Below are 21597 nucleotides of genomic sequence, written 5' to 3'. Positions count from 1 at the left end.
CCCGCGGCGGCGACGCCCCCGCGCAGGGTCTGCTTCACGAAGCCGGACAGCAGGAGGGCACGCAGCTGGCGGTCGATCCCGCCGAACACGGCGCCACCGCCCTCTCCGCCGACGATGACGAGGGTGCCGGTCGGGGTGAGCGCCCGGCGGAGCCGGGACAGGGTGGGATTTCCGGCAATGTCGAGGATCAGGTCCCAGGTGTTCCTTCCGTCCGCGAAGTCCTCGCGGGTGTAGTCGATCACCTGTGCGGCTCCGAGGGACCGGACGAGGTCGACCTTGCCGGTGCTGCAGACCCCGGTCACCGTCGCGCCGAGCGCCGTGGCGAGCTGGACGGCGAAGGTTCCGACGCCGCCGCCGGCGCCGATCACGAGGACCCTCTGGCCCGCCTCGACCTTCCCGGCGTCGCGGAGGGCGTGCAGGGCGGCGCACGCCGAGACGGGAACGGCGGCGGCATCCACGAACCCGAGGTTCGCCGGTTTCGGGGCGAGCCGGTCGGCCGGGACCCGGGTGTACTCGGCGAACGATCCGGTGAGCGAGGTGCCGAACACCTCGTCGCCGACCCGGAACCGGGTCACGCCGGCCCCGACGGCCGCGACCGTTCCCGAGACATCCCGCCCGCGCACCCGGAGCTTCGGGGCCCGGAGCCCGAAACCGAACAGCCGGAGCAGGTAGGGACGCCCGGCCATCAGATGCCAGACGCCGGCGTCGATCCCGGCGGCCTGGACCCGGACGAGCACCTCGTCGGCTCCGACCTCCGGCTCGTCGATGTCCTCGAGGTGGAGGACGTCTGCGGAACCGTACTGATTCTGGACGAGGGCCTTCATGATTCTTCTCCTGACGGGGTGAGGGGCGGGGTGAGGGATGGCGTCGGGTACTGGAACACGTCGTCGAGCGGGACGCCGAAGGCGTGGGCGATCAGGAACGCCAGCTCGAGCGACGGCGAATAGCGGCCCTGTTCGATGGCGATGATGGTCTGGCGGGTCACGCCGGTGCGGTCGGCGAGATCGGCCTGGGTCATCTCGCCGTGGGCGAAGCGGAGCCGCCTCATGTCGTTGGTGACCCGGGTCGGCTTCGCGGAGGTCGCTGACTTCGCCGGCCTCACCATTGGGGCAGGCCCCTCCGGTAGGCGACGAGCCGCGCGATTCCGCCGAGGACCGCCGAGAGCACGAACGCGAGGTACACCGCGTTGGCGATCCAGAAGTACGGCAGTTGCAGCAGGGCCATCAGGAGGGCGGCGACGCCGCCGATCACGACGAACGACTGGCCGACGGTGTCGCCGAACCGGGCGATCTCGCGGTCGCGCTGGTCAGCCTGCCCGGCGTCCCGCGGCGACAGGATCGAGACCAGGATGTCGAGCACGATCGACACGACGATGGCGCCGCCGATGGTCCAGAGCAGCGCAGGCACGTAGGGCACCTCAGGGAGAGGGATGCCGTCCTCCCGGATCAGGATGAAGCCGAGATAGGTCGCGTACGCGGCGATCGCGGTGCCGAGCCTGATCCAGGCTCGCTTTTCCAGGGCTGACATCGGACTCCTTGAGGGCCGTGAAACGGTGCGAAGTAAAGCTGACATGACTCAATGTAAAGAAAATCATACTTCGTGTCAAGGAAAAGCTACATCTTCGTTGCCGGCCCCCGGTTCGCGCCGGCTCAGTCCGATGCCCCGGTGAGGGACCACGCCGTGACGGAGACCTCTCCGCCGGCGACGATGTCGAGGGTGCTCGGCCAGGAGCCCCGATCGAGCCCGGGATACAGGGCCGCGTACAGCGTGTAGGTCACGGGCACGTCTGCGGTCGCCATGGCATCCCAGCCGAGTCGGGTGATGGCGAATCCGCCGGCCGGGACTTCGATGGGATGGGGGCCGTCGTCGGTGGTCATGAAGGAGCCGCCGTGCACGAGCGTGACGGGAGGTAGGAGCCGGCCTGGTCCGCGAAGGCGAGATCGGGGTAGCCGTTGAGCGTGCACGGGACGTCGCTGAAGTTCATGGCCTGGATCGACACGGTGCGGTGTCCGGTCGCGGCATCGGGATCCCCGAGCAGCACCGCCGTGTCTTCCTTCGTGCACCATCCGACGGGAGCCACCGCCGCGTCGGGAGCAACGGTCGGCGGGGGCGTGACCTGGACATCCGGATCGGGGACGGCGCCGAGGGTGTTGCCGTCGGCGAGGGCGTTCTCCGCCGCGGCGTGGAGTCGCTCGGCGCGGCTTCCGAATCCCGCCCCGAGGCCGGAGAGGACCAGGACGGCGACCATGATGCCACAGAGAACGGCGAGCGGGTGCCTGCGAAAGGGGCCGGTCGCGACGGGCGCAAGGGCGGCATCCGCGGTCGACCCGGTTGCGGAGGCGGGCACCCGGACCCGGCGCAGGGCGAGCAGGGCCGGCAACCAGCCCCAGGCGATCCCCCAGTATCCGCTGAGGAGCATGGACTCGCCGGCCGGATCGAGCACGAACGCCGCGCGCGACGGCGGGAATGCGGAGATGATCGCGCTGATCACCCACGGGAGGGTGGCAAGGAAGCCGGTCAGCACGGCCACGAACCAGAGGGCGAAGAACCGGGCGGCGCGGGATCCGTCCGTCCTGTCCACGATCAGGCGCGCCAGGACCAGGTAGACCACGAAGACGCCCGCCGCTGAGGCGAGCGGTGCCAGGCCGACCCACGGCCAGGACCAGAACCAGACGTTGCTCGGAATCGTCTCAGGCAGGAGGTGCTTCACGAAGGCGGTCGGGACGAGGCCGAACCAGGTCAGGAAGCCGAATGCGCCGGCGCACACGACCCACCATGCGGAGGCAACGAGGGCGGGAATCCAGAAAAATGGGCTGTGGCCGGGCCTTGTCATCATCCGAGCCTACGTCACTCCCCCGTCGACGGGCCCTCTCTGCGCTGGCGCGACCGGCGAGGAACTAGGGGTCGACGAGGGTGAGCGCCTGGCGTGGACAGAGGGACACGGCATCCGCTGCCGCGGCGAGCAGGGTGTCCGGGACCGGCACGTTCGAGCCGGCGCCGGCAGAACCGTAGCCGTAGGCGAGCGGGTAGCCCCAGTCGTCGCGGGCCAGCAGTTCCGGCAGGATCTCGGTGCAGAGCCCGCGGCCGTCGCACCTCGTCCAGTCGATGTGCAGGAGGGCGGCGGCCGGGCCGCGGGCCTCTGGGGTGCGCAGATTCATCGGTGGTCCTTTCGGCAGTGCCCGTTCAGGTGCGCGGTGACGTCATCGGCGAACACCGTGAGCGTGCTGAGCACGAACCGGGCGGTGCCGTCCGGGTGGTTGCAGGAGCCCCGCCCCGTGACGATGGCCGCGAGACGGCGTACCTCCCCGGGGAGCCCCGGGTCGCGGTCCCCGGTGGCGAGACGCCCGAGCACGGCGGCCATCGCCGGGAGCCCGTTGACACAGGGGCCGCACTGGCCGGCGGTCTCGCCGGCGAGGTAGCTGGCGACCGCGACCGCGACCGCGACCGGGCAGCGCCGTTCGCCGAGCCCCATCAGGATGCCGGCGCCGGGGTTCGCGCCGAATCCGGCGAGGTCGGCGCGGTCGAGGCGGGCCTCGAGGGCGTACGCCGGCAGCCAGGCGCCGTGGTAACCGCCGACGAGCACTGCCGAAAGGCTCCCGGTGTCGACTCCGGTGAACCGGAGCACGTCGCCGATGCGGGACCCGCCTGCGACCTCGAGCACCCTCGACGGATGCCCGTCGCTGCCGACCGTGACGAGTCGCGTCCCCGGATCCCCCGTCGTGCCCACCGACCGGAACCAGGCGGCGCCGAAGCGCGCGATCAGCGCGATGTGGGCGAGGGTTTCGACATTGTGCAGCAGGGTGGGCCGGCCACCGAGGCCGGATTCGGTCAGCCGCACGGTGCGGTCCTGGGGAATCGGCGCCCTGCCGGCGAGGGCGTTGACGACGGCGGATGCCTCACCCGAGATGAAGGTGTCCGCCGCTTCCCGCAGTTCGATCGCGGAGGCATCCGCCCGCTCGGCGAGGGCGCGGGTGGCGGACTCGATCACCGAGGCCTGGGCGTAAAGGTAGACGGAGTGGGCGCCGAGGGCGCCGGCGACGGTGAGGAGCCCGTCGATGACGAGGTGCGGCGACCGGAGCAGCAGGGTCGCGTCCTTCTGGCTGAGGGGTTCGCCCTCCGCGGCATTGCCGATCACGACGACGCGGCGGCGGCGGGCTCGTTCGCGGGCAGGGACGGCGGCGAGCTTGCGCCACGCCGGGAAGCCAGCGCCGCCGCGGCCCTCGAGACCGGAGTCGCGGAGGGCGGCGAGGAGTGCCGCCGAATCCGCGTGGGCGGGCAGCGGGCCGAAGGTCGACTGGTGGGTGGCGTAGTCGGCGGCAGGGGCGGCCGTGAGCCGGGCGGTGCCGACCGGGGCCTGGACGGCGGGGAACAGCCAGGTGTCCGCTGTGCTGCTCATGAGGCCCTCTCGACTCTGACGTTCTGGTACTCGATGAAACCGCGGCTCAGGCGCCAGACGAGCGCGGCGACCACGGCGATCGAACAGGTCGCGGCGAAGGCGATGAACCAGGTCTGGCCGACATCCGTGCCGTTGCCGATGGAGTGCAGCAGCGCAACGGGCCACATCAGGTAGGTGAGCCAGTGCACGGCCTTGAAGACCCGCACGCCGACGACACCGCGGAGGAGTGCTGTGATCACGATCGCGAGCATCAGGTCGACGGCGAGGGTGCCGAGACCGAGCCAGAAGGGCTTGGCCGCGCCGAGGAACGGCACGACGAAGTCGACGAGCCGGAGCTGGGCGTAGGAGTCCCCGAACAGCGTGACGAGGTGGATGGCGAGGAACGCGGTCGCGAGCAGAGCAACGTTGCGGTGCACGAGGGCGACAGAGAAGCGGGGCAACGTGAAGAGCGGCCTGCCGGACCGGTTCAGGATGCCGAGCAGGACGGACACGGTGAAGAGGGCGAGGGAGACGACCCCTGTCCCGCGACCGAGCGCCCAGAGCGCCTCGTTCACAGGAACGACCTTTCGGCTTCGGCGTCGGCTGCAGCCGGGGTTTCCGAGGTTTCCAGGGCCTCTGACCGGTTGTCGTCCGGCCAGCCGCCGAGGGAGACGACCACACCCTCGGCGTCGACGAGGCGCGCGGGAACGCCGAGTTCGCGCAGCCAGGCGACGGCCTTGTGGCCGCGGACGATCGCGGCCGTGCTGAGCGTGTTGGCCCGGTGACAGGTCCCGGCCGCGACCGTGACGCTGCGCCAGACGGGTTCGGCGGGCAGCCCGGAGGCGGGGTCGAGGATGTGGTGCTGGGGGCGGCCGGCCTTCGTCCAGCGGCGCTTCTGGGTGCTCGAGGTCGCGAGGGCGAGGCCCTCGGCGAGGGTCACGTGGGCGCTCGGGTCGAGCGGGGCATCCTGGACCAGGACCTGCCAGCCTCCCGCGGGCGCCGGACCTGCGGTCGCGATGTCGCCGCCGAGGCTCACGAGCACGCCGCAGCCGAGTTCTGCGACGATACGGGCGGCGACCTGGTCGGCGGCGGCGGCCTTCGCGGTCGCTCCGAGGTCGATGCCGAGGTGGGCCGGCACGGTCAGGCGGTTGCCGACGAGGCGCACACTCGCCCAGCCGGGCCGGGGTGAGGCGATCGCGCGCACCGGGACGCCGTCGTCGAGGATCAGGCGGATGTCGTGGTCGTAGCCGATCGCGCCGAGGGCGTTGGCCAGGGTCGGGTCGACATCGCCGTCGGTCTCCGCCGCGGAGGCGAGGGCGAGGCGCATCAGTTCGGCGAGTGTGTCGCTCACGAGGGCACCGACCGGGAAGAGCGGGGCCTTCGTCAGGATCTCGGAGTCCGGGCGGAACCGGCTCGAGGCGAGTTCCACGCGCTCGAGCACGGCGTCGGCGATCCGGCGGGCCTCCGGGAGGAGCGCGGGGTCGGTCACGACGAGGCGGGCGCTCGTGCTCCAGAGACTCCAGTCGTCGGTCGCGACGGTCGCGACGGCGGCCATCAGGACCCGCTCGTCTTGGCGTGCACCTTGGTTCCGCTGCCCGAGGACACACTCGGCGCAGCGGGCGCCGCGGGGGCGGCGGTCGCCTGGGTCGTCGTGCTCCCGGACGTCGTGCCCGAGTCGCCCGAGGTCGTCGTGGTCGTCGTGGTCGCGGAGGCGTCCTGCGTGGCGAGCGAGTCGGCCCAGTCGTGCAGGCCGAGCGCAGAGGCTGCGACGACGGCGAGGAGTCCGATCGTGCCGGTCACGATCCGGCTGAGCTTCTTACCGCGTTCGTGAGCATTCATCTCCGTGCCACCCTTCATTCGTTGACACTAACTACGGTGCCAGCGGACTCTATGGGTTTCCTATGCAGCCACCTTGAGGGAACAGGGTGTTAGGGAGAGGCGCACTGCGGAGGCTCACAGGTCCACGCGCAGGCAGACAAAACGGGCCGCCACCCGAAGGTGACGGCCCGTTTCGTTGAAGTTCAGCTTCAGAAGTGCGCGATATCGACGCGGCTTCCGGTTTCGTGCCTGACTAGCGACGCAGTCCGAGACGCTCGATGAGCGAGCGGTAGCGGGCGATGTCGATGTCGGACAGGTAGCCGAGCAGACGGCGACGCTGACCAACCATGAGAAGCAGGCCACGACGGGAGTGGTGGTCGTGCTTGTGCTCTTTCAGGTGCTCCGTGAGGTCGAGGATGCGCTGCGTGAGCATGGCAATCTGTACTTCGGGGGACCCGGTGTCGCCTGGGTGGGTAGCGTACTTTTCGATGATCGCCTTCTTAGCATTAGCTTCGAGTGCCATAGATGGGATCCCCTTTCTCTCACTGCGCGGTGCCCGTGGGCCGAATGCCTGGGCTCTCTTGTTCCGCGGCCGTTGGACGGCAACCTAGAGAGCTTAGCAGAATTCAGAGCACGCTGAACCGGTCGGTCAACGGTCCACGCCCCGTGCCGGCGAGAAGCAGCTCCGGGCCCTTGCCTCCGCGCACGGCGAGGTCGCCGAGCAGGTGCACGGCGATCGACACCGCGGACTCCGGCACCGTCGGCGGAATGCCGAGGCTCGCGGCGAGGTCGCAGCCGTGCACGGCGAGTTCGAACACGCGCGTGGGCAGGTAGTCGGCCAGCAACATCCCGCCGAAGGGCGTCAGCACGAACTCGTCGCCGGTCGCGCGGTCGACCTCGGCGAGCACGCGTCCGACGATGCCGGCGACGGATACCGCGGGCTCGGCCCCGAGGGCCCGTCCGGCCGCCCTGCCGCGCTCCGCGACCGCGGCAGGATCGCCGGCCCCGACGCCGATCACGCCGTAGTAGTCGACAGCGCTCCCGATCTCGACCTCCGGCGGGTGCTCCGGGTCGACGGACACCTCGCGCCCGGCCGCAAGATAACTCTCCACGGTGAGGAGCGAGCGACTGGTATGGCCGACGAGGTCGCGCACGGTCCACTCCCCGAGCGCGACCCGCTCCCACTGGTCCGTGATCGTCGCGGTGGTTCCGGCGAACCAGCCCGCGGCATCCCGGTAGGCGGCCCGGCTTTCATTCCAACTGGTCATCGCGTCATTCTAGAGCGGCGGCATCCGCTAGAACACGTGGGCGGCGATCTCGGCGGGCGCGGCCAACAGGCCCTCGATCTCGTCGTCGAGACGCACGAGCGTGAGCGAAGCCCCGGCCATGTCGAGGGAGGTGCAGTACTCCCCCACGTAGCTGCGCCCGACCATGATGCCGCGGCGGGTCAGTTCGTCGTGCGCGTGCCCGTAGAGGATGTAGAGCTCGCTGATCGGGGTGCCGCCGAGCCCGTTGATCATGAGAGCGACGCGGTCGCCCGCGACGAAGGGCAGGTCGTTCACGACGGCCTCAAGCATCTCGTCGGTCATCTCGTCAGCGGTCGTGAGCTTGGCCCGCCGGCGGCCGGGTTCGCCGTGGATTCCGACGCCCACCTCGATCTCGTCCTCGCCGAGCTCGAAGAGCGGTGACCCCTTCGCGGGCGGGGTGCAGGAAGTGAGGGCGATGCCCATCGTGCGGGTGACGCTGTCGACCTTCTCGCCGATCCGGACGAGCTCGTCGAGGGAGGCGCCGGCCTCGGAGGCCGCTCCAACGGCCTTCATCACGAAGAAGTTGCCCGCGACGCCGCGACGACCGACCGTCCAGGTCGAGTCCTGCACGGCGACGTCGTCGTCGATGAACAGGGTCTTGACGTTGATGCCGTCGGACGCGGCCATCTCCTGGGCCATTTCGAACGCCATCCGGTCGCCGGTGTAGTTGTTCACGAGCAGCAGCACGCCCTTGGGCGAGGCCATCAGCTTGGTGGTTTCGTAGACGTAGTCCATCGGCGGGGCGGCGAACACGTCGCCGGGGCAGGCCGCGTCGAGCATCCCCCGGCCGACGGTCATCACGTGGGCGGGTTCGTGCCCGGAACCGGAGCCCTGGATGATCGACACCTTGTTCGGGTTCGGGCCGCCCGCGCGCATGATCAGGTTGTACTTCGGCTCGTAGCGGAGGGTGTCCGGGTTGGCGAGGGCGATGCCCTTGAGCATGTCCGGCACGTACATTTTCGGGTCGTTGACGAATTTCTTCATGTGTCCATCTCCTTCGTGGGTGGTCCGGAACGTGCAGCAGATCGTGCGGAATAGCGTGCGGAAGGTCGTGTGGATCAGAGGTCGTCGCGCGCGGCCCATTCCCGGCTGAGCCGTTCGAAGATCACGGCGACGGCGACGGCCCCCGGGTCTGGGGAACCGATGCTGCGTTCCCCCGTGTAGCTCGCCCGGCCGCGGCGGGCCTGCAGGAAGCTCGTCGCGTCCGCGCGTTCCCGCGCGACGACGGCGGCACGGGCCAGCGCAACCGTGCCGGCACTCCCGGCGTGGATTTCGGCCTCGAAGGCATCCGTTGCCGGGACGAGGGCGTCGAGGAGGGTCTTGTCGCCGAGATCGGACTTGCCCCGCGCTTTGATGCCCTCTGTCGCTGCCCGGAGCATGGCGACGACGTCGTCGCCGTCGAGGTCGGTCTTGCCTGCGACGGCCGCCGATGCCCGCAGGAACGCGGTGCCCCAGAGCGGGCCGGAGGTTCCGCCGATCCGTCCGGAGATGACGAGGGCGATCTTCTTCAGGAAGTCGGCGGGGGAACTGCGGTCGAATTCCGGCCAGTCGGCGAGGACGATCTCGAAGCCGCGGGCGAGGGAGAACCCGAAGTCGCCGTCGCCGACGACGGCGTCGAGGTCGCCGAACTCGCGTTCGTTGTCGACCGCGGTCTGGGCGATGCTGTGCACGACGAATTCGGTGTCGTCGAGACTGCTGTGGGTCATGGGGTCTCCGGTTCCGGGGAGGTCGGTCCTGGTGTGATCGGTCCTGGTGCGGCCAGGATGGCGGTGAGATCGGTCAGTTCGACGGTGCGGCCGACGTCGAGGCGCAGCGGGTCCTTCAGGGTGATCGCGGTGGGGCCGCCGGGGTCGCCGAGCGAGGTGACGACGAGGGAGGCGCCGGTGAAGTCCTCGGCCGCCGTGTAGCCGCTGACGGTGATGAGCGTGCGGAGACCCGCGGCGAGCGCCGCCTGGAGGCCGTTGGCGCTGTCCTCGATGACGAGGGCCTCGGCTGCCGGGACACCGAGTTCGCGGAGGGCGAGGAGGTAGATGTCGGGGGCTGGTTTCTTGGCCGCGACGATGTCCCCCGCGAAGACCCGGAAGTGCGCGGCGAGGTCGGGTCCGACCGCCTCGGTGAGCACGGCGCGGACGGATGCCTCAGCCGACGTGGATGCGACGGCGAGCGTCCAGCCTGCCGCGTCCGCGTCCGCCGTGATCCGTCTGATGCCGGGGCGGCCGGGGAGTGCGCCGCGCGCCACGGCGTCGGTGTAGATCGCGGTCTTCCGTCGATGCCAGCGCGCGACGGCCTCGTCGAGGGCGCCCGGATCGTCCGGAAGGCCGATGACGGCGGCGACCGCGGGCGTCACGGCGCTCCGCATCCGCTCCTTGCCGCCACCGATCTTGACCTTGACGGCGTAGTCGGAATCGCTCCACCGTACAGGGACGGCGAATTCCCGGAAGGTCTGGTTGAACGCCGGCAGGTGGCCGTCGCGCTCGGTGTCGGCGAGGACGCCGTCGCAGTCGAAGATGAGGGCCGGCATCCGTCAGGCCTTCCCTGCGCTGCCGAATTGCTCGGCGAGTCCACGGGTCAGCGCGACGATGTCGGAACGAACCTGCCCGAACAAGGACGGCGGGTCCCACTTGTCGCGCGCCTCCGCGTCTTTGAGATAGGCGAGGCTCGACTGCATGAAGGTGATCTTGAGCGCCGTGGAAATGTTGACCTTGGCGCATCCGAGCGCGATGAGTTCGGCGAACTGGCCCGGGCTCAGGCCGCTCCCGCCGTGGAGGGCGATCGGGATCGGGTGCGCGGTGACGATGTCGCTCACCCGCCGGAAGTCGAGGACAGGTTCCCGGGTGTAGACGCCGTGGGCGTTGCCGATCGCGGGTGCGAAAACGTCGACGCCGGTCTCCTCGATGAAGCGCAGGGAGATCTCGAGGGACTGCCTCGCGGATGCCGTGTCCGAGCCGATGCCGTCCTCGACCCCGGTGATCGACTCGATCTCACCCTCGACGTGCGCACCGAAGGTGCGGGCCTCCGCGACGACCTCGATGGTCTGCCGCTGATTTTCCGCGACCGGGAGCCGGGACGCGTCGAAGAGCACCGAGTTCCAGCCGCACTCGAGGCATTCGGTGATGACCGCCCGGTCGGGGCAGTGGTCGAGGTGCAGCACCACCGGCACGTCGATGCCGGCGGTCATCGATTCCCACATGCTGAAGAGCACACGCGACCCGATCGACTTCACGGTCTTGACCGAGGTCTGCACGATCACCGGTGACCGCGCCTCGACCGCCCCGGCCAGGACGGCCTCCATCGTGAGGTCGTTCACGATGTTGATCGCCGGCACGCCGTAGCGTTCCGCGAACGCGCGGTCGACGACCGATTTCAGGGTGGACACCGACATTCCAGGCCTCCTCGCCGGAGTGGGGCCGGTGTCCGGGCCCGGGTGTCACCGGGTCGCCGTCAGCCGGATGCCGACATCGTAGGCTGCAACCCCGGCCCCGACAATGGCCTCTGCTCTCAGGCCTCACGGCCGGAGGAGGTGGATCCTGTCCCTGGGTCAGCCGTCGCGCTGGACGCGGGCAGCGGCCGACGTGCCGCCGGCACCGGACTTTCCGCGGAAGAATCGGCGCGGCGGCGGGCTCGGGGCGACGGGGTGGTCCCAGACGCGCACGATCGACCACGCGACGGCGACGAGCGGCACCGCGAGCACCGCGCCGGCGATGCCGCCGAGCACGGTGCCCGCCGTGAGGGCGACGAGGATCACGAGGGGGTGCAGCTTGAGTGCGCCGGCCATAACGATCGGGTTCAGCAGGTCGCCTTCGAGCTGGTTGACCACGACGACGATGACCACGACGATGAGAGCGACGATCGGCCCGTTGAAGACGAGGGCGACGAGCGCGGCGAGGATCCCGGCGATCGTCGCGCCGATCAAGGGGATGAATGCCGTGAGGAAGACGATCGCCGCGAGCGGCAGGGCGAGCGGCACCTGCAGGATGGCCAGGCTCGCGCCGATGACGACGCCGTCGAAGAGCGCGATGGTCGCGGTCCCGCGCACGTATTGTCCGAGGACCGTCGGTGCGGTCGTGCCGATGCGGCGCGCGCGCGCGAGGGCGGAGCCGCGCAACGGCGTCAGGAAGAAGGCCCAGATCGACGCGGCGTCCTTGAGGAAGAAGAACAGGATGACGACGACGAGGGCGGCTCCGGTGAGCACCTCGGCCGCGGCGGACACCCCGGCGAGTGCGCCGCTGCCGAACTCGGCACTCGTCACGAAGCCGATCACGGCGTTCCTGGCGGCCTCGAATTGGGTGGCATCGAGCGACAGCGGGCCGGTCGTCAGGTAGCCCTGCAACTGGTCGAGGCCGTCGGAGGCCGCGGTGACGAGCTCGGACCACTGGTTGCGCACGGCGAAGACGATCAGGGTCACGATGCCCCCGAGCACGACGACCCCGCCGAGCAGGGTGAGCCAGGTCGCCAGCGTTCGTGGAACTCCACGGGCGCGCAGCCAGCGCACGAGTGGGCTGAGCGCCGCCGCCAGGATGAGTGCGACGAGCGTGGGGATCACGACGAGTTTGAGCTGCACGAGGGCGAACACCACGCCGATTCCCAGCACGATCACGACGATCAGCTGGGCGCTGCGGATGCTCAGCCACCCCAGCCGGTCGACGAGCAGCGACTTCAGGGTGCTGTCCCTGGCGCCAGAGTGCTCGGACCCGGCGGACTCAGCCGGAGTCTGCCGTGGTGTCTGCCGTTGTGCCTGCTGAGGGGTTCGCTCGGGCTTCGCTCGCATGCGTCCCATGGTAGGCCGGGTCGGGCCGCCGTCCCCGAACCTCACCAATTCGACGGAGTTTTTGAGTTTCACACCTGTGGGAGGCACATTTTCGGGGTGTTCAGCCCACAATCTCCGTCGAATTCGTCAGGGCGAAACGCTCAAGGACCTCGCCGATTCGGCCTCGGCACCCGCCGCAGCCGGTTCCGGCGCGGGTGGCCGAGCCGATGCAGGCGACGTCGGTGTTTCCGGCCGCCGCTGACGCGGTGATCGCGCCGACCGTGACCCCGTTGCACCAGCAGACCGTCGCGTCGAGGGCGAAGGCGTCGCCGCCGCCCGCCGGGTCGACGTCGGGGCCGTCGTAGCGCAGCAGCAGCGAACGGTCGGCGGGCAGTTCGCTGCCGCGCTCGAAAAGCAGGGTGAGTTCGGCACCGGTGCGCGGCATCCCGACGCAGATGAAGCCGGTGAGGATGCCGCCGCGCGTGACCATCTTCACGTAGCGGCCGTGCTCGGGGTCTGACCACTGCGACACGCCCAGGCGCGGCGCGGTCGCGCCCGGTGCCGCCGCGCAGTCCCTGCCGTGAACGGGCTCGGCGGCCCCGTGGCCGTCGTCCGGGTGCGCAGGGTCGATGTCCCAGGGGTCAGCGCTCGTGTCGCCGGCGGCGACGACGTCGATGCCCTCCGCCTTGAGCATGACGACGCCGTGCGCCTGCACGGCGAGCGCCGGCCCGAAATCGGCGGGAGCAGCCACATCGGCGGCGGCAGTCGCAGGAGAAGTGACTGCCCCAGCCCGGGCATCGTGCTCGATTTCCGCGGCGAAGCGGGCGGCGAGCCAGTCGGCCTGGCGCCAGCCGGGTCCGATCAGGCCGGTGGGCCCTCCGGCAGGCGTGGCCGTGGAGGCGCCGGGGGCCGGCCGGGGGGCGACGTGCGCACAGTCGCCGATCGCGAAGACGGCGGGGTCCGTCCAGCTCCGCAGGGACTCGTCGACGAGGATGCCCGTCGACACGCTGAGGCCGGCGAGGCCGGCGAGTTCGGTGCGGGCGCCGATGCCGCAGCTGAGCACGAGCAGGTCCCCGGGGATCTGCTTGCCGTCGGCGCAGATGAGTGCGTCGAAGCGGTCGTGGCCGTCGGCGTCGACGGTGAAGAGAATGCTCTCGGCCCTGGCGTGGCTGACCATGGTGACGCCGGCCCTGCGGGCGCTGCGGGCGAGCACCGTTCCGCCGCCACGGTCGAGATTGCGGTTCAGCGGGATGTCGGCGTGGTAGACGACGCAGACGTCGCTCCCGGCCTGGGCCGCGGCGAGCGCGAACTCCATGCCGAGCACCCCGGCGCCGAGCACGACGATCCGGCCTCCGGAGCGGACGGTCTCGAGCACCGTCGCCGCGTCGTCGAGGTCGCGGAGCGCGGTGACCCCGCGCGGCAACGGCGCGTCGGCGGTGTCGAGTGCACCGGCATCCGTCGGCGGGCGCATCAGGGTGCGGCGCAGCCGGGTCACCCCGTCGAGGGTCGGGACGTTGGCCCGGGCACCGGTCGCAAGCACGAGCCGGTCGTAGCCGAGGTCCGTGCCGTCGCCGAGGGTCACCGTGCGTCGCACCCGGTTGATCCGGGTGACGATCTCGCCGGTGCGGATGTCGACGCCCGCCGCCCTGGCCGCGTCGGTGTCCGTCACCTCGAGGGTGTCCCGGTCGGAGCGGCCGACGGCGTAGTCGGCAATGAGCACCCGGTTGTAGGCGTCCGCCGACTCCGCTCCGACGACGGTCAGGGTGGCGAGGCCGGCCCGCACGACCGGGAGCAGCTCCTCGACGAGGCGGGCCCCGACCGGGCCGTAGCCGACGAGGACGATCCGGCTCGGCGCCGGGGAAGCGGGAACGGCAGCGGGAACGGCAGCGGGAACGCTCCCGACGGGTGCTGCGGGGATCGGCTCAGGCATGGGCATCCGTTCGAATCGACGGGACGGAAACGGGACCGGCAGGCCCGGACCCCGGTGTCCGCACGAGCGCGCGCACCCGCACGGTCGTGCGCTTGAATTCCGGCATGCCCGAGACGGGGTCGGTGGCCCCGAGGGTGAGCAGGTTCGCGCGCTGGGCACCGGGGAAATGGAACGGCAGGAACACGGTGTCTGGGCGGATGCCGCCGGTCACCTCGGCGACACAGGTCACGGTTCCCTGCATGTTGCCGACCTCGACCTCGCCACCGTCGACGAGACCGAGTCGGGCCGCGGTCGCCGGGTGCACCTGGAGCCTGGCCTGAGGCTGGGCCTGGTGCAGCTCGGGGACCCGGCGGGTCTGGGCCCCCGACTGGTAGTGCTCGAGGAGCCGGCCGGTGATGAGCGTGACCGTACCGTCCCGTTGGGCCGGCGCATCCGTCACCCTCGCGTGCACGGCGACGATGCGCGCGCGGCCGTCTGCGTGCGCAAAACGGTCGAGGAAGAGCCGCGGGGTTCCGGTCGACCCGACCGGGTACGGCCAGTATGCGGCCTCCCCCGTGTCGAGCAGCCCGTAGCTCAGTCCGGAATAGTCGGCCAGGCCGCCCGCGCTCGCGAGGCAGAGCTCGTCGAACACCTCGGCCGGGTCGGCGCTGAAGGTGCCGGCGGAGCCGAGCCGGCGCGCGAGTTCCTGGAAGATCCAGAGTTCGCTCCGCACCCCGTCCGGCGCGCCGATCGCGGTACGGCGGCGGATGACCCTGCCCTCGAGCGAGGTCATCGTGCCGTCCTCCTCCGCCCACTGGGTGACCGGCAGCACGACGTCGGCGAAGCGCGCGGTCTCGGAGAAGAAGAAGTCGCAGACCACGAGGAAATCGAGAGCCTCGAGGCCGGCACGCACCCGGTTGGAGTCCGGGGCGGACACGACGACGTTCGAGCCGTGCACGAGCAGGCAGCGGACGCCGCCGGACACGCCGAGCGAGTCGAGCAGCTCGATCGCGGGCACGCCGGCCCCCGGCAGGCTCTCGGGCGTGACGCCCCAGACGCCGGCGACGTGGGCGCGGGCGGCCGGGTCGGTGATCTTGCGGTAGCCGGGGAGCTGGTCGCACTTCTGGCCGTGCTCGCGACCGCCCTGGCCGTTGCCCTGCCCGGTCAGGGTTCCATAGCCGGAATGGCGGGTGCCGACGAGGCCGAGCACGAGGGCGAGGTTGATCGCGGCGGTCGCGGTGTCCGTGCCGTCGACGTGCTGCTCGACGCCGCGCCCGGTGAGGATGTATGTGCCCGATCCGGCCGCGAGCCGGCGGGCGAGCTCGCGCAGCTGCGGCACCGGAACGCCGGTGAGCTGCTGCACCCGTTCGGGCCACCACCGGGAGACGCTGCGGCGGAGGGCCTCGAAGCCGACCGTGCGCCGTTCGAGGTAGTCGGTATCGATGAGGCGTTCGGTGATGACGATGTTGGTCAGGCCGAGCAGGAGCACGAGGTCGCTGCCGGGCGTCGGCTGGACGTGCATGCCACCGCCGTCCTCGGTGAGGCGCGCGGTCGCCGAGCGACGCGGGTCGACGACGATCAGGCCGCCGGCGCTCCGGGCGCCCTCGAGATGACCGATGAACGGCGGCATGGTCTGCGCGACGTTGGAGCCGAGGATGAGGATGGTGTCCGCCGCGTCGAGGTCCTCGACCGGGAACGGCAATCCCCGGTCTACGCCGAAGGCACGGTTGCCCGCTGCCGCGGCCGAGGACATGCAGAACCGGCCGTTGTAGTCGATCCGGGAAGAGCCGAGCGCGACCCGGGTGAACTTGCCCAGCTGGTAGGCCTTCTCGTTGGTCAGCCCGCCGCCGCCGAACACCCCGACCGAGTCGGCGCCGTGCCGCGCCCGGCTCCCGGCGAGCCGCTCGGCCACGAGGTCGAGCGCCTCCGCCCAGCTCGCCGGGGCGAAGCCGCCGTCCGGTTGCCGGAGCATCGGGGTCAGGATCCGTTCCGGGGATGTGAGCAGTTCCGCGGAGGTCCAGCCCTTCTTGCACAGGCCGCCCCGGTTGGTGGGGAACGCCCGGCCGGCGACGGTCAGACCGGGCCGCGCCGCGGTATCCGTGCCAGCACCGGCACCACCCGACTGCATGCCGATCTCGGCATACGTCGGTGTCAGGGTCATCGCGCACTGCAGCGCACAGTATGGGCAGTGCGTGTCGACGCCCGGGCGGGCGGCGGATGCGAGGGGTGCGGTCACGGGGTCTCCTGTTGCTGGTGGCGTCGGTGATGGCGCGGGAACGGGCGCGCGCTAGATGCGCTGCCCGGCCACGGAGGAGCCGCGGCGGAGGTAGAAGAACGCGGTGACGGCCATCATCACGAGGTAGGCGCCGATGAAACCGTAGATCGCGCCGGTGTAGCTGCCGGTCGCGATCTTCGAGTTGCCGAGGACCTGGGGAATGATGAATCCGCCGTATGCGCCGATCGCGGAGATGAGGCCGAGGGCTGCTGCGGTCTTCCGCTGGGTGCTCACGTCGCCCGAGTTGGTGTGGGCGTCGCTGACGCCGCTGCGGGCGGCGAAGACGCTCGGGATCATCCGGTACGTCGACCCGTTGCCGACACCGGTCGCGACGAAGATGAGCAGGAAGCTCGCGAGGAACAGCCAGAAGTTGCCGAGGGAGAGCACCGCGATCACGAGCAGCGCGCCGAGGGCCATCACGCCGAAGGCCGCGATCGTGACGCGGGCTCCGCCGAAACGGTCGGCGAGCTTGCCGCCGGCCGGGCGGGCGAGGGAACCGACGAGGGCGCCGAGGAAGGCGAGGGAGATCGACGCGGCCATGATGTGGAAGGTCGAGTATGCCGGGAACTGGTCGGCGATGAGCTTCGGGAAGACGCTCGCGAAGCCGATGAAGGAGCCGAAGGTGCCGATGTAGAGCAGGGCGAGGATCCAGAGGTGCGGTTCGCGGAGCGCGGCGAGCGAACCGGCGAAGTCGGCCTTGGCGCTCGACAGGTTGTCCATGTGCTTCCAGGCGCCCCACATCGCGACGAGGATGAACGGCACCCAGAACCAGCCGGCGAGCGAGAGGTTGAGTGTTCCGGCGGCACCGATGGTGATCACGATCGGGACGACGAGCTGGGCGACGGCGGCACCGAGGTTGCCTCCCGCCGCGTTGAGTCCGAGGGCCCAGCCCTTCTGGCTCTGCGGGTAGAAGTAGGTGATGTTGGACATCGAGCTTGCGAAGTTGCCGCCGCCGAGGCCGGCGAGAGCAGCCACGAAGAGCATCACCGGGAACGGGGTGGCCGGGTTGCCGACGCAGATCCCGAGGGCGATCGACGGGATCAGGAGCAGGCCGGCGGAGATGATGGTCCAGTTGCGGCCGCCGAAGCGGGCCACCATGAACGTGTATGGGAAGCGGAGCGTCGCACCGACGAGGCTCGGCATCGAGATGAGCCAGAAGATCTGGCCGGTGTCGAAGGTGAAGCCGGCCTTGGGCAGCTGCACGACGACGATGCTCCAGAGCTGCCAGATCACGAAGCCGAGGAATTCGGCGAAGATCGACCACTTCAGGTTGCGGGAGGCGATGGCCTTGCCGCCGTCGTTCCACTGGGTGGTGTCTTCGGCGTTCCAGTTGTCGATCCATCGGCCGGGGCGGTGGACGAGGCTCGGGCCGGTGCGGAGACCGGTTGTGGGGGTATCGACTGCAGTCATGGTGTTCTCCTCGGGAGGGGTGTGCAGGGGACGGACAGGGGAAGATCGGGGAAAGAGTCAGGGGAAACGTCGGGGGAAACGTCAGGCGGCTTCGGAGAGGTGCACATGCACCTCGCCGTCCTCGACCCTGACCGGATAGGTGCGCAGCGAGTACTCGGCGGTGGTGAAGCATTCGCCGGTCTCGAGGTCGTAGACCTGCTTGTGCAGGGGCGAGGCGATGGTGAACCGGTCACCGCGCGAGCCGACGATGCCGCGGCTCATCACGAACGACCCGGTTGCGGGGTCACGGTTGTCGACGGCGTAGAGGCCGCCGTTCGGAAGCAGCAGGATGGCGAGCTGCTCATCGCCGACGAGGGCGGCTTCGCCCCAGAGCGGCTCGAGTTCGTCGAGGGAACAGACGCGGATCCAGGTGCCGGGGTGGTTCACGAGTGATCCCGCTTTCTGTGAGGTATGCCTGCCGGGTGGGCGATTCCCTCACGCTAAATCGGCCACGTTTCGCGGGTCCGCGCCGGACGCGTCGAATGCGTAAAGAAGTCCTCACCCTCCCCGGGCGGGCCGGTGAGGTCCCGGTCACACCTTGTTACATGGGCGCAACCGAGGGGAAACGCGGCCCTTTTAGGCTGGCAGCACCACCTACGGAAGGCTCCGCCATGGACAACGTCACGTTCGACGCCGCTCAGGCTCACTCAGGGCCGTCCGGCGCCCCCCGACGCGTCCTCGTCATCGGCGGCGGCCCCGCCGCACACCGGTTCACCGAGGCCATGCAGGCCAGGTCCACCCCGGGTCATGGCCGCGAACTCCTCGTCCTCGGCGATGAGGACCACCTGCCGTACGACCGGGTCGCCCTGTCCCGCCGCCTCGTCGACTCCGAGGACCTCACCCTCGGCGACCGGGCACTCTGGGAGACCCCCGGCGTCACCTACCGTGGCGGCAGCCGGGTAGACAGCGTCGACACCGCCGGCCGCACGGTCACCCTCGCCGATGGCGAGACCCTCTCCTACGACGAGCTCGTGTTCGCGACGGGATCGTCCGCCACCGTGCCGCCCATTCCCGGCGCCGAAGCCGGCCACGTCTATCGCACCATCGAGGACGTCGACTTCCTCGTCGCAGAGGTCGCCCATCTCCGCGAGCGGCTCGGCCGGCCCGCGAACGTCGTCGTCGTCGGCGGCGGCCTTCTCGGCCTCGAGGCCGCGGGCGGCCTGCAGCGCCTCGGCGGGCTCGCCACGATCGTGCACTCCGGCCGCTGGCTGATGAGCGCCCAGCTCGACGAGGGAGCAGGGCAGGCGCTCGGCCGGCTGATCGAGGCCCAGGGCATCACCCTCGCCCTCGGCAACCGGCCCACCGAGGTGCTCACCTCCCCGACCGGCCGCGTCCTCGGCGTCACACTCACCAACGGCACCCAGCTGCACGCCGACCTCGTCGTGTTCTCGATCGGCATCACGCCGCGCGACGAACTCGCCCGCGCGGCGGGACTCGAGCTCGGCCCGCGCGGCGGCATCGAGATCACGGATGCCTGCGGCACGTCGATCCCGCACATCTGGGCCATCGGGGAGGTCGCGAGCGTCAACGGCAGCTGCGTCGGCCTCGTCGCCCCGGCGAACGCGATGGCCGAGGTCGTCGCCGACCGGCTGCACGGCGGCGCCGCCGTCTTCCCCGGCATCGACGACGCCACCAAGCTCAAGCTCTCCGGGGTCGAGGTCGCGAGCTTCGGAGACGCCCTCGCCGCCGCGGAACACTCCCTCGAGGTCGTCTACGCCGACCCGGCCAGGGGCCTGTACCAGAAGATCGTCGTCACGGGAGACGCGAAGACCCTCCTCGGCGGCATCTTCGTCGGCGACGCCTCGCCATACACGGCGCTCCGGCCCCTGCTCGGCCGCGAGCTCGGCGCCGAACCGAGCGCCTACCTCTCCGCGGCCGGCGCCGAGCCGCCGGCGAACACCGACCTGCCGGACGACGTGCAGCTCTGTTCCTGCAACAACGTCTCGGTCGGCGCTGTGCGCTCCGCCATCCGCGGCGACGAGCACACCGAGGCCTGCACCGAACTCGGCCCGCTCAAGGCGTGCACCCGCGCGGGCACCCAGTGCGGCTCGTGCGTTCCCCTCGTCAAGAAGATCCTCGAGACGGAACTGACCCGGGCAGGCATCGCCGTCTCGCACGCCTTCTGCGAGCACATCGCGCTCAGCCGGAGCGAGCTCTTCGAATCCGTCCGCATCCTGCAGCTCACCCACTTCGACGAGATCATGGGCCGGTTCGGCAGCGGACTCGGCTGCGACATCTGCAAGCCCGTGATCGCCTCGATCCTCGCGACGCAGACCTCGGGGTACATCCTCGACGGCGGCCGCGGCGCCCTGCAGGACACCAACGACCGCGCCCTCGCCAACATGCAGAAGGACGGCACGTACTCGGTCGTGCCCCGGATCCCGGGCGGGGAGATCACGCCGGCCAAGCTCAAGGTCATCGCCGAGGTCGCCGCCGACTTCAACCTCTATACCAAGATCACCGGCGGCCAACGCATCGACCTGTTCGGCGCCCGCCTGGAACAGCTTCCCGACATCTGGAAGATCCTCGTCGAGGCCGGGTTCGAGTCCGGCCAGGCATACGGCAAGTCCCTCCGCACGGTCAAGAGCTGCGTCGGGTCGACCTGGTGCCGCTTCGGCGTGCAGGACTCCGTCGCGATGGCGATCAACCTCGAGCTGCGCTACCGGGGACTCCGCGCACCGCACAAGTTCAAGCTCGGCGTCTCCGGCTGCGCCCGCGAGTGCGCGGAGGCGCGCAGCAAGGACGTCGGCATCATCGCGACCGACCAGGGCTGGAACCTCTATGTCGGCGGTAACGGCGGCTTCCAGCCCGCCCACGCGCAGCTCCTCGCCCAGGACCTCGACGACGAGACCCTGATCAAGTACATCGACCGGTACCTGATGTACTACATCCGCACCGGCGACCGGCTGCAACGCACCGCCCGCTGGCAGGAAGACCTCGAGGGCGGGCTCGACCACGTGCGCGACGTCGTCTGCAACGACTCCCTCGGTATCGCCGAGGAGCTCGAGGCCGCCATGCTCGCCCACGTCGGCCACTACGAAGACGAATGGGCCGCGACCCTCAAGGATCCGGAGCGCCTGCGCCGGTTCCGCTCCTTCGTCAACGCCCCCGGAACCGCGGACCCCGCGCTCATGCAGGTCATCGAACGCGACCAGCCCCGGCCGGCGCGGCCTGCGGAGCGCGAGGCCGTGCTGCTCTCCGGTCCGAGCATCCCGGTCCGGCCCCGTGACACCACTGCCGCCGACACCGGTACCGCCATCACCACCGAACGCGCCATCGAACTGCGACAGGGAGTGTGAACCATGGACATCAGCCTCGACCTGGCCGGCCGCCGGGTCCTCGTCTTCGGAGGTGCCCTCGCGGCCAGGCGGGTGCTCGCCCGGTTCCTGGCCGCAGAGGCGATCGTCTACCTCGCCTCTGTCACCGTCGACGGGCATCCGCCGGAACGGCCGCACCCGCAGGTGCGCCCCGTCGAATACCCGCATTTCCCGCACGGCTGGCGTGACCTCGTCTCGGCGGTCGACCTGGTCGTGCTCGTCGAGGTCTCCGAGTCCACCGAGCGCATCATCGTCGATGCCTGCGCCGCGCAGCGCGTCTGGCTCAGTCGCGAACCCGCGGCGTCCGTCGCCCCGCTCGGCCGGGTGACCCGCACTCCGGCGATGCCACCGCTTCGCGAAACGATGACCTTCATGCCCGCGATGTTACTCCGCCGAGTCC

23 protein-coding genes are annotated in these 21597 nt (G+C 70.5%); 2 read left to right on the top strand and 21 right to left on the bottom strand.

Annotation, left to right across the window (positions count from 1 at the left end; genetic code table 11):
* The 21 genes from QN357_RS09210 to nirD form a co-directional block, all read right to left on the bottom strand.
* The coding region (locus QN357_RS09210; protein WP_323504789.1) for an NAD(P)-dependent alcohol dehydrogenase at positions 1–824 on the bottom strand (824 nt) is incomplete at its 3' end.
* On the bottom strand, positions 821–1105 hold the full coding sequence (locus QN357_RS09205) for a helix-turn-helix transcriptional regulator (protein WP_134449598.1): 285 nt from the start codon (positions 1103–1105) through the stop codon (positions 821–823). The genes QN357_RS09210 and QN357_RS09205, both read right to left, overlap by 4 nt.
* Positions 1099–1527, bottom strand: coding sequence for a hypothetical protein (locus tag QN357_RS09200; protein WP_134561024.1), 429 nt, complete (start codon positions 1525–1527; stop codon positions 1099–1101). The genes QN357_RS09205 and QN357_RS09200 overlap by 7 nt, the downstream gene beginning before the upstream one ends.
* A 122-nt stretch (positions 1528–1649) precedes the next feature.
* Positions 1650–1877, bottom strand: coding sequence for a hypothetical protein (locus QN357_RS09195; RefSeq protein WP_322136155.1), 228 nt, complete (start codon positions 1875–1877; stop codon positions 1650–1652).
* Positions 1874–2833, bottom strand: coding sequence for a DUF4232 domain-containing protein (locus tag QN357_RS09190; protein WP_322140722.1), 960 nt, complete (start codon positions 2831–2833; stop codon positions 1874–1876). The genes QN357_RS09195 and QN357_RS09190 overlap by 4 nt, the downstream gene beginning before the upstream one ends.
* Before the next feature lie 64 nt (positions 2834–2897).
* Positions 2898–3158: a ferredoxin gene (locus QN357_RS09185; RefSeq protein ID WP_134449596.1), complete on the bottom strand. Its 261-nt coding sequence runs from the start codon at positions 3156–3158 to the stop codon at positions 2898–2900.
* Positions 3155–4396: an NADH-ubiquinone oxidoreductase-F iron-sulfur binding region domain-containing protein gene (locus tag QN357_RS09180; protein ID WP_322136157.1), complete on the bottom strand. Its 1242-nt coding sequence runs from the start codon at positions 4394–4396 to the stop codon at positions 3155–3157. The genes QN357_RS09185 and QN357_RS09180 overlap by 4 nt, the downstream gene beginning before the upstream one ends.
* Positions 4393–4950, bottom strand: a complete 558-nt coding sequence (locus QN357_RS09175; RefSeq protein ID WP_134561026.1) for a ferric reductase-like transmembrane domain-containing protein — start codon at positions 4948–4950, stop codon at positions 4393–4395. The genes QN357_RS09180 and QN357_RS09175 overlap by 4 nt, the downstream gene beginning before the upstream one ends.
* Positions 4947–5930 (bottom strand): FAD:protein FMN transferase, encoded by a 984-nt coding sequence (locus QN357_RS09170; protein ID WP_134449593.1) that lies wholly within the window; start codon positions 5928–5930, stop codon positions 4947–4949. The genes QN357_RS09175 and QN357_RS09170 overlap by 4 nt, the downstream gene beginning before the upstream one ends.
* The gene (locus QN357_RS09165) at positions 5930–6232 is read right to left on the bottom strand and encodes a hypothetical protein (protein ID WP_134561028.1); all 303 of its coding nucleotides are present in this window, start codon (positions 6230–6232) and stop codon (positions 5930–5932) included. Before QN357_RS09165 ends, QN357_RS09170 begins: the two co-directional genes overlap by 1 nt.
* A 214-nt stretch (positions 6233–6446) precedes the next feature.
* Complete coding sequence (gene rpsO, locus QN357_RS09160; RefSeq protein ID WP_134449591.1) at positions 6447–6716, bottom strand: 30S ribosomal protein S15; 270 nt, start codon at positions 6714–6716, stop codon at positions 6447–6449.
* A 103-nt stretch (positions 6717–6819) separates the two neighbouring features.
* Positions 6820–7461: a maleylpyruvate isomerase N-terminal domain-containing protein gene (locus QN357_RS09155; protein WP_134561029.1), complete on the bottom strand. Its 642-nt coding sequence runs from the start codon at positions 7459–7461 to the stop codon at positions 6820–6822.
* Between the two features lie 27 nt (positions 7462–7488).
* Complete coding sequence (gene dhaK / locus QN357_RS09150; protein ID WP_322136158.1) at positions 7489–8484, bottom strand: dihydroxyacetone kinase subunit DhaK; 996 nt, start codon at positions 8482–8484, stop codon at positions 7489–7491.
* Positions 8485–8558: 74 nt separating this feature from the next.
* Positions 8559–9206, bottom strand: a complete 648-nt coding sequence (gene dhaL / locus QN357_RS09145; RefSeq protein WP_322136159.1) for a dihydroxyacetone kinase subunit DhaL — start codon at positions 9204–9206, stop codon at positions 8559–8561.
* The gene (locus QN357_RS09140) at positions 9203–10021 is read right to left on the bottom strand and encodes an HAD-IA family hydrolase (protein ID WP_134558590.1); all 819 of its coding nucleotides are present in this window, start codon (positions 10019–10021) and stop codon (positions 9203–9205) included. Before QN357_RS09140 ends, dhaL begins: the two co-directional genes overlap by 4 nt.
* A 3-nt stretch (positions 10022–10024) precedes the next feature.
* Positions 10025–10882 carry a class II fructose-bisphosphate aldolase gene (locus QN357_RS09135; protein WP_134558589.1) on the bottom strand — a complete coding sequence of 286 codons (858 nt, stop codon included), beginning with the start codon at positions 10880–10882 and terminating at the stop codon, positions 10025–10027.
* A gap of 156 nt (positions 10883–11038) precedes the next feature.
* Positions 11039–12268, bottom strand: coding sequence for an AI-2E family transporter (locus QN357_RS09130; RefSeq protein ID WP_322140721.1), 1230 nt, complete (start codon positions 12266–12268; stop codon positions 11039–11041).
* 100 nt (positions 12269–12368) lie between these two features.
* Entirely contained in the window at positions 12369–14177 is a 1809-nt protein-coding gene (locus QN357_RS09125; protein ID WP_323504788.1) for an NAD(P)/FAD-dependent oxidoreductase, read from the bottom strand.
* Positions 14170–16317 carry a molybdopterin oxidoreductase family protein gene (locus QN357_RS09120; RefSeq protein ID WP_134561041.1) on the bottom strand — a complete coding sequence of 716 codons (2148 nt, stop codon included), beginning with the start codon at positions 16315–16317 and terminating at the stop codon, positions 14170–14172. Before QN357_RS09120 ends, QN357_RS09125 begins: the two co-directional genes overlap by 8 nt.
* 126 nt (positions 16318–16443) lie before the next feature.
* Positions 16444–17841: an MFS transporter gene (locus QN357_RS09115; protein ID WP_134449584.1), complete on the bottom strand. Its 1398-nt coding sequence runs from the start codon at positions 17839–17841 to the stop codon at positions 16444–16446.
* Between the two features lie 81 nt (positions 17842–17922).
* The gene (nirD, locus tag QN357_RS09110; protein ID WP_134449583.1) at positions 17923–18267 is read right to left on the bottom strand and encodes a nitrite reductase small subunit NirD; all 345 of its coding nucleotides are present in this window, start codon (positions 18265–18267) and stop codon (positions 17923–17925) included.
* 224 nt (positions 18268–18491) lie between these two features.
* On the opposite strand from nirD, the gene nirB reads away from it, so the two are divergent.
* Entirely contained in the window at positions 18492–21179 is a 2688-nt protein-coding gene (gene nirB, locus QN357_RS09105) for a nitrite reductase large subunit NirB (protein WP_323504787.1), read from the top strand.
* 3 nt (positions 21180–21182) lie between these two features.
* Positions 21183–21597: NAD(P)-dependent oxidoreductase (locus QN357_RS09100; protein WP_323504786.1), on the top strand; the 415-nt coding region annotated here is incomplete at its 3' end.

Origin of the sequence: Cryobacterium sp. RTC2.1 (genome assembly GCF_035018685.1) — a bacterium.
Lineage (GTDB): Bacteria > Actinomycetota > Actinomycetes > Actinomycetales > Microbacteriaceae > Cryobacterium > Cryobacterium glucosi.
The sequence above is the reverse complement of the archived record's forward strand: the minus strand, read 5'-3'. Positions and strand labels throughout refer to the sequence as shown.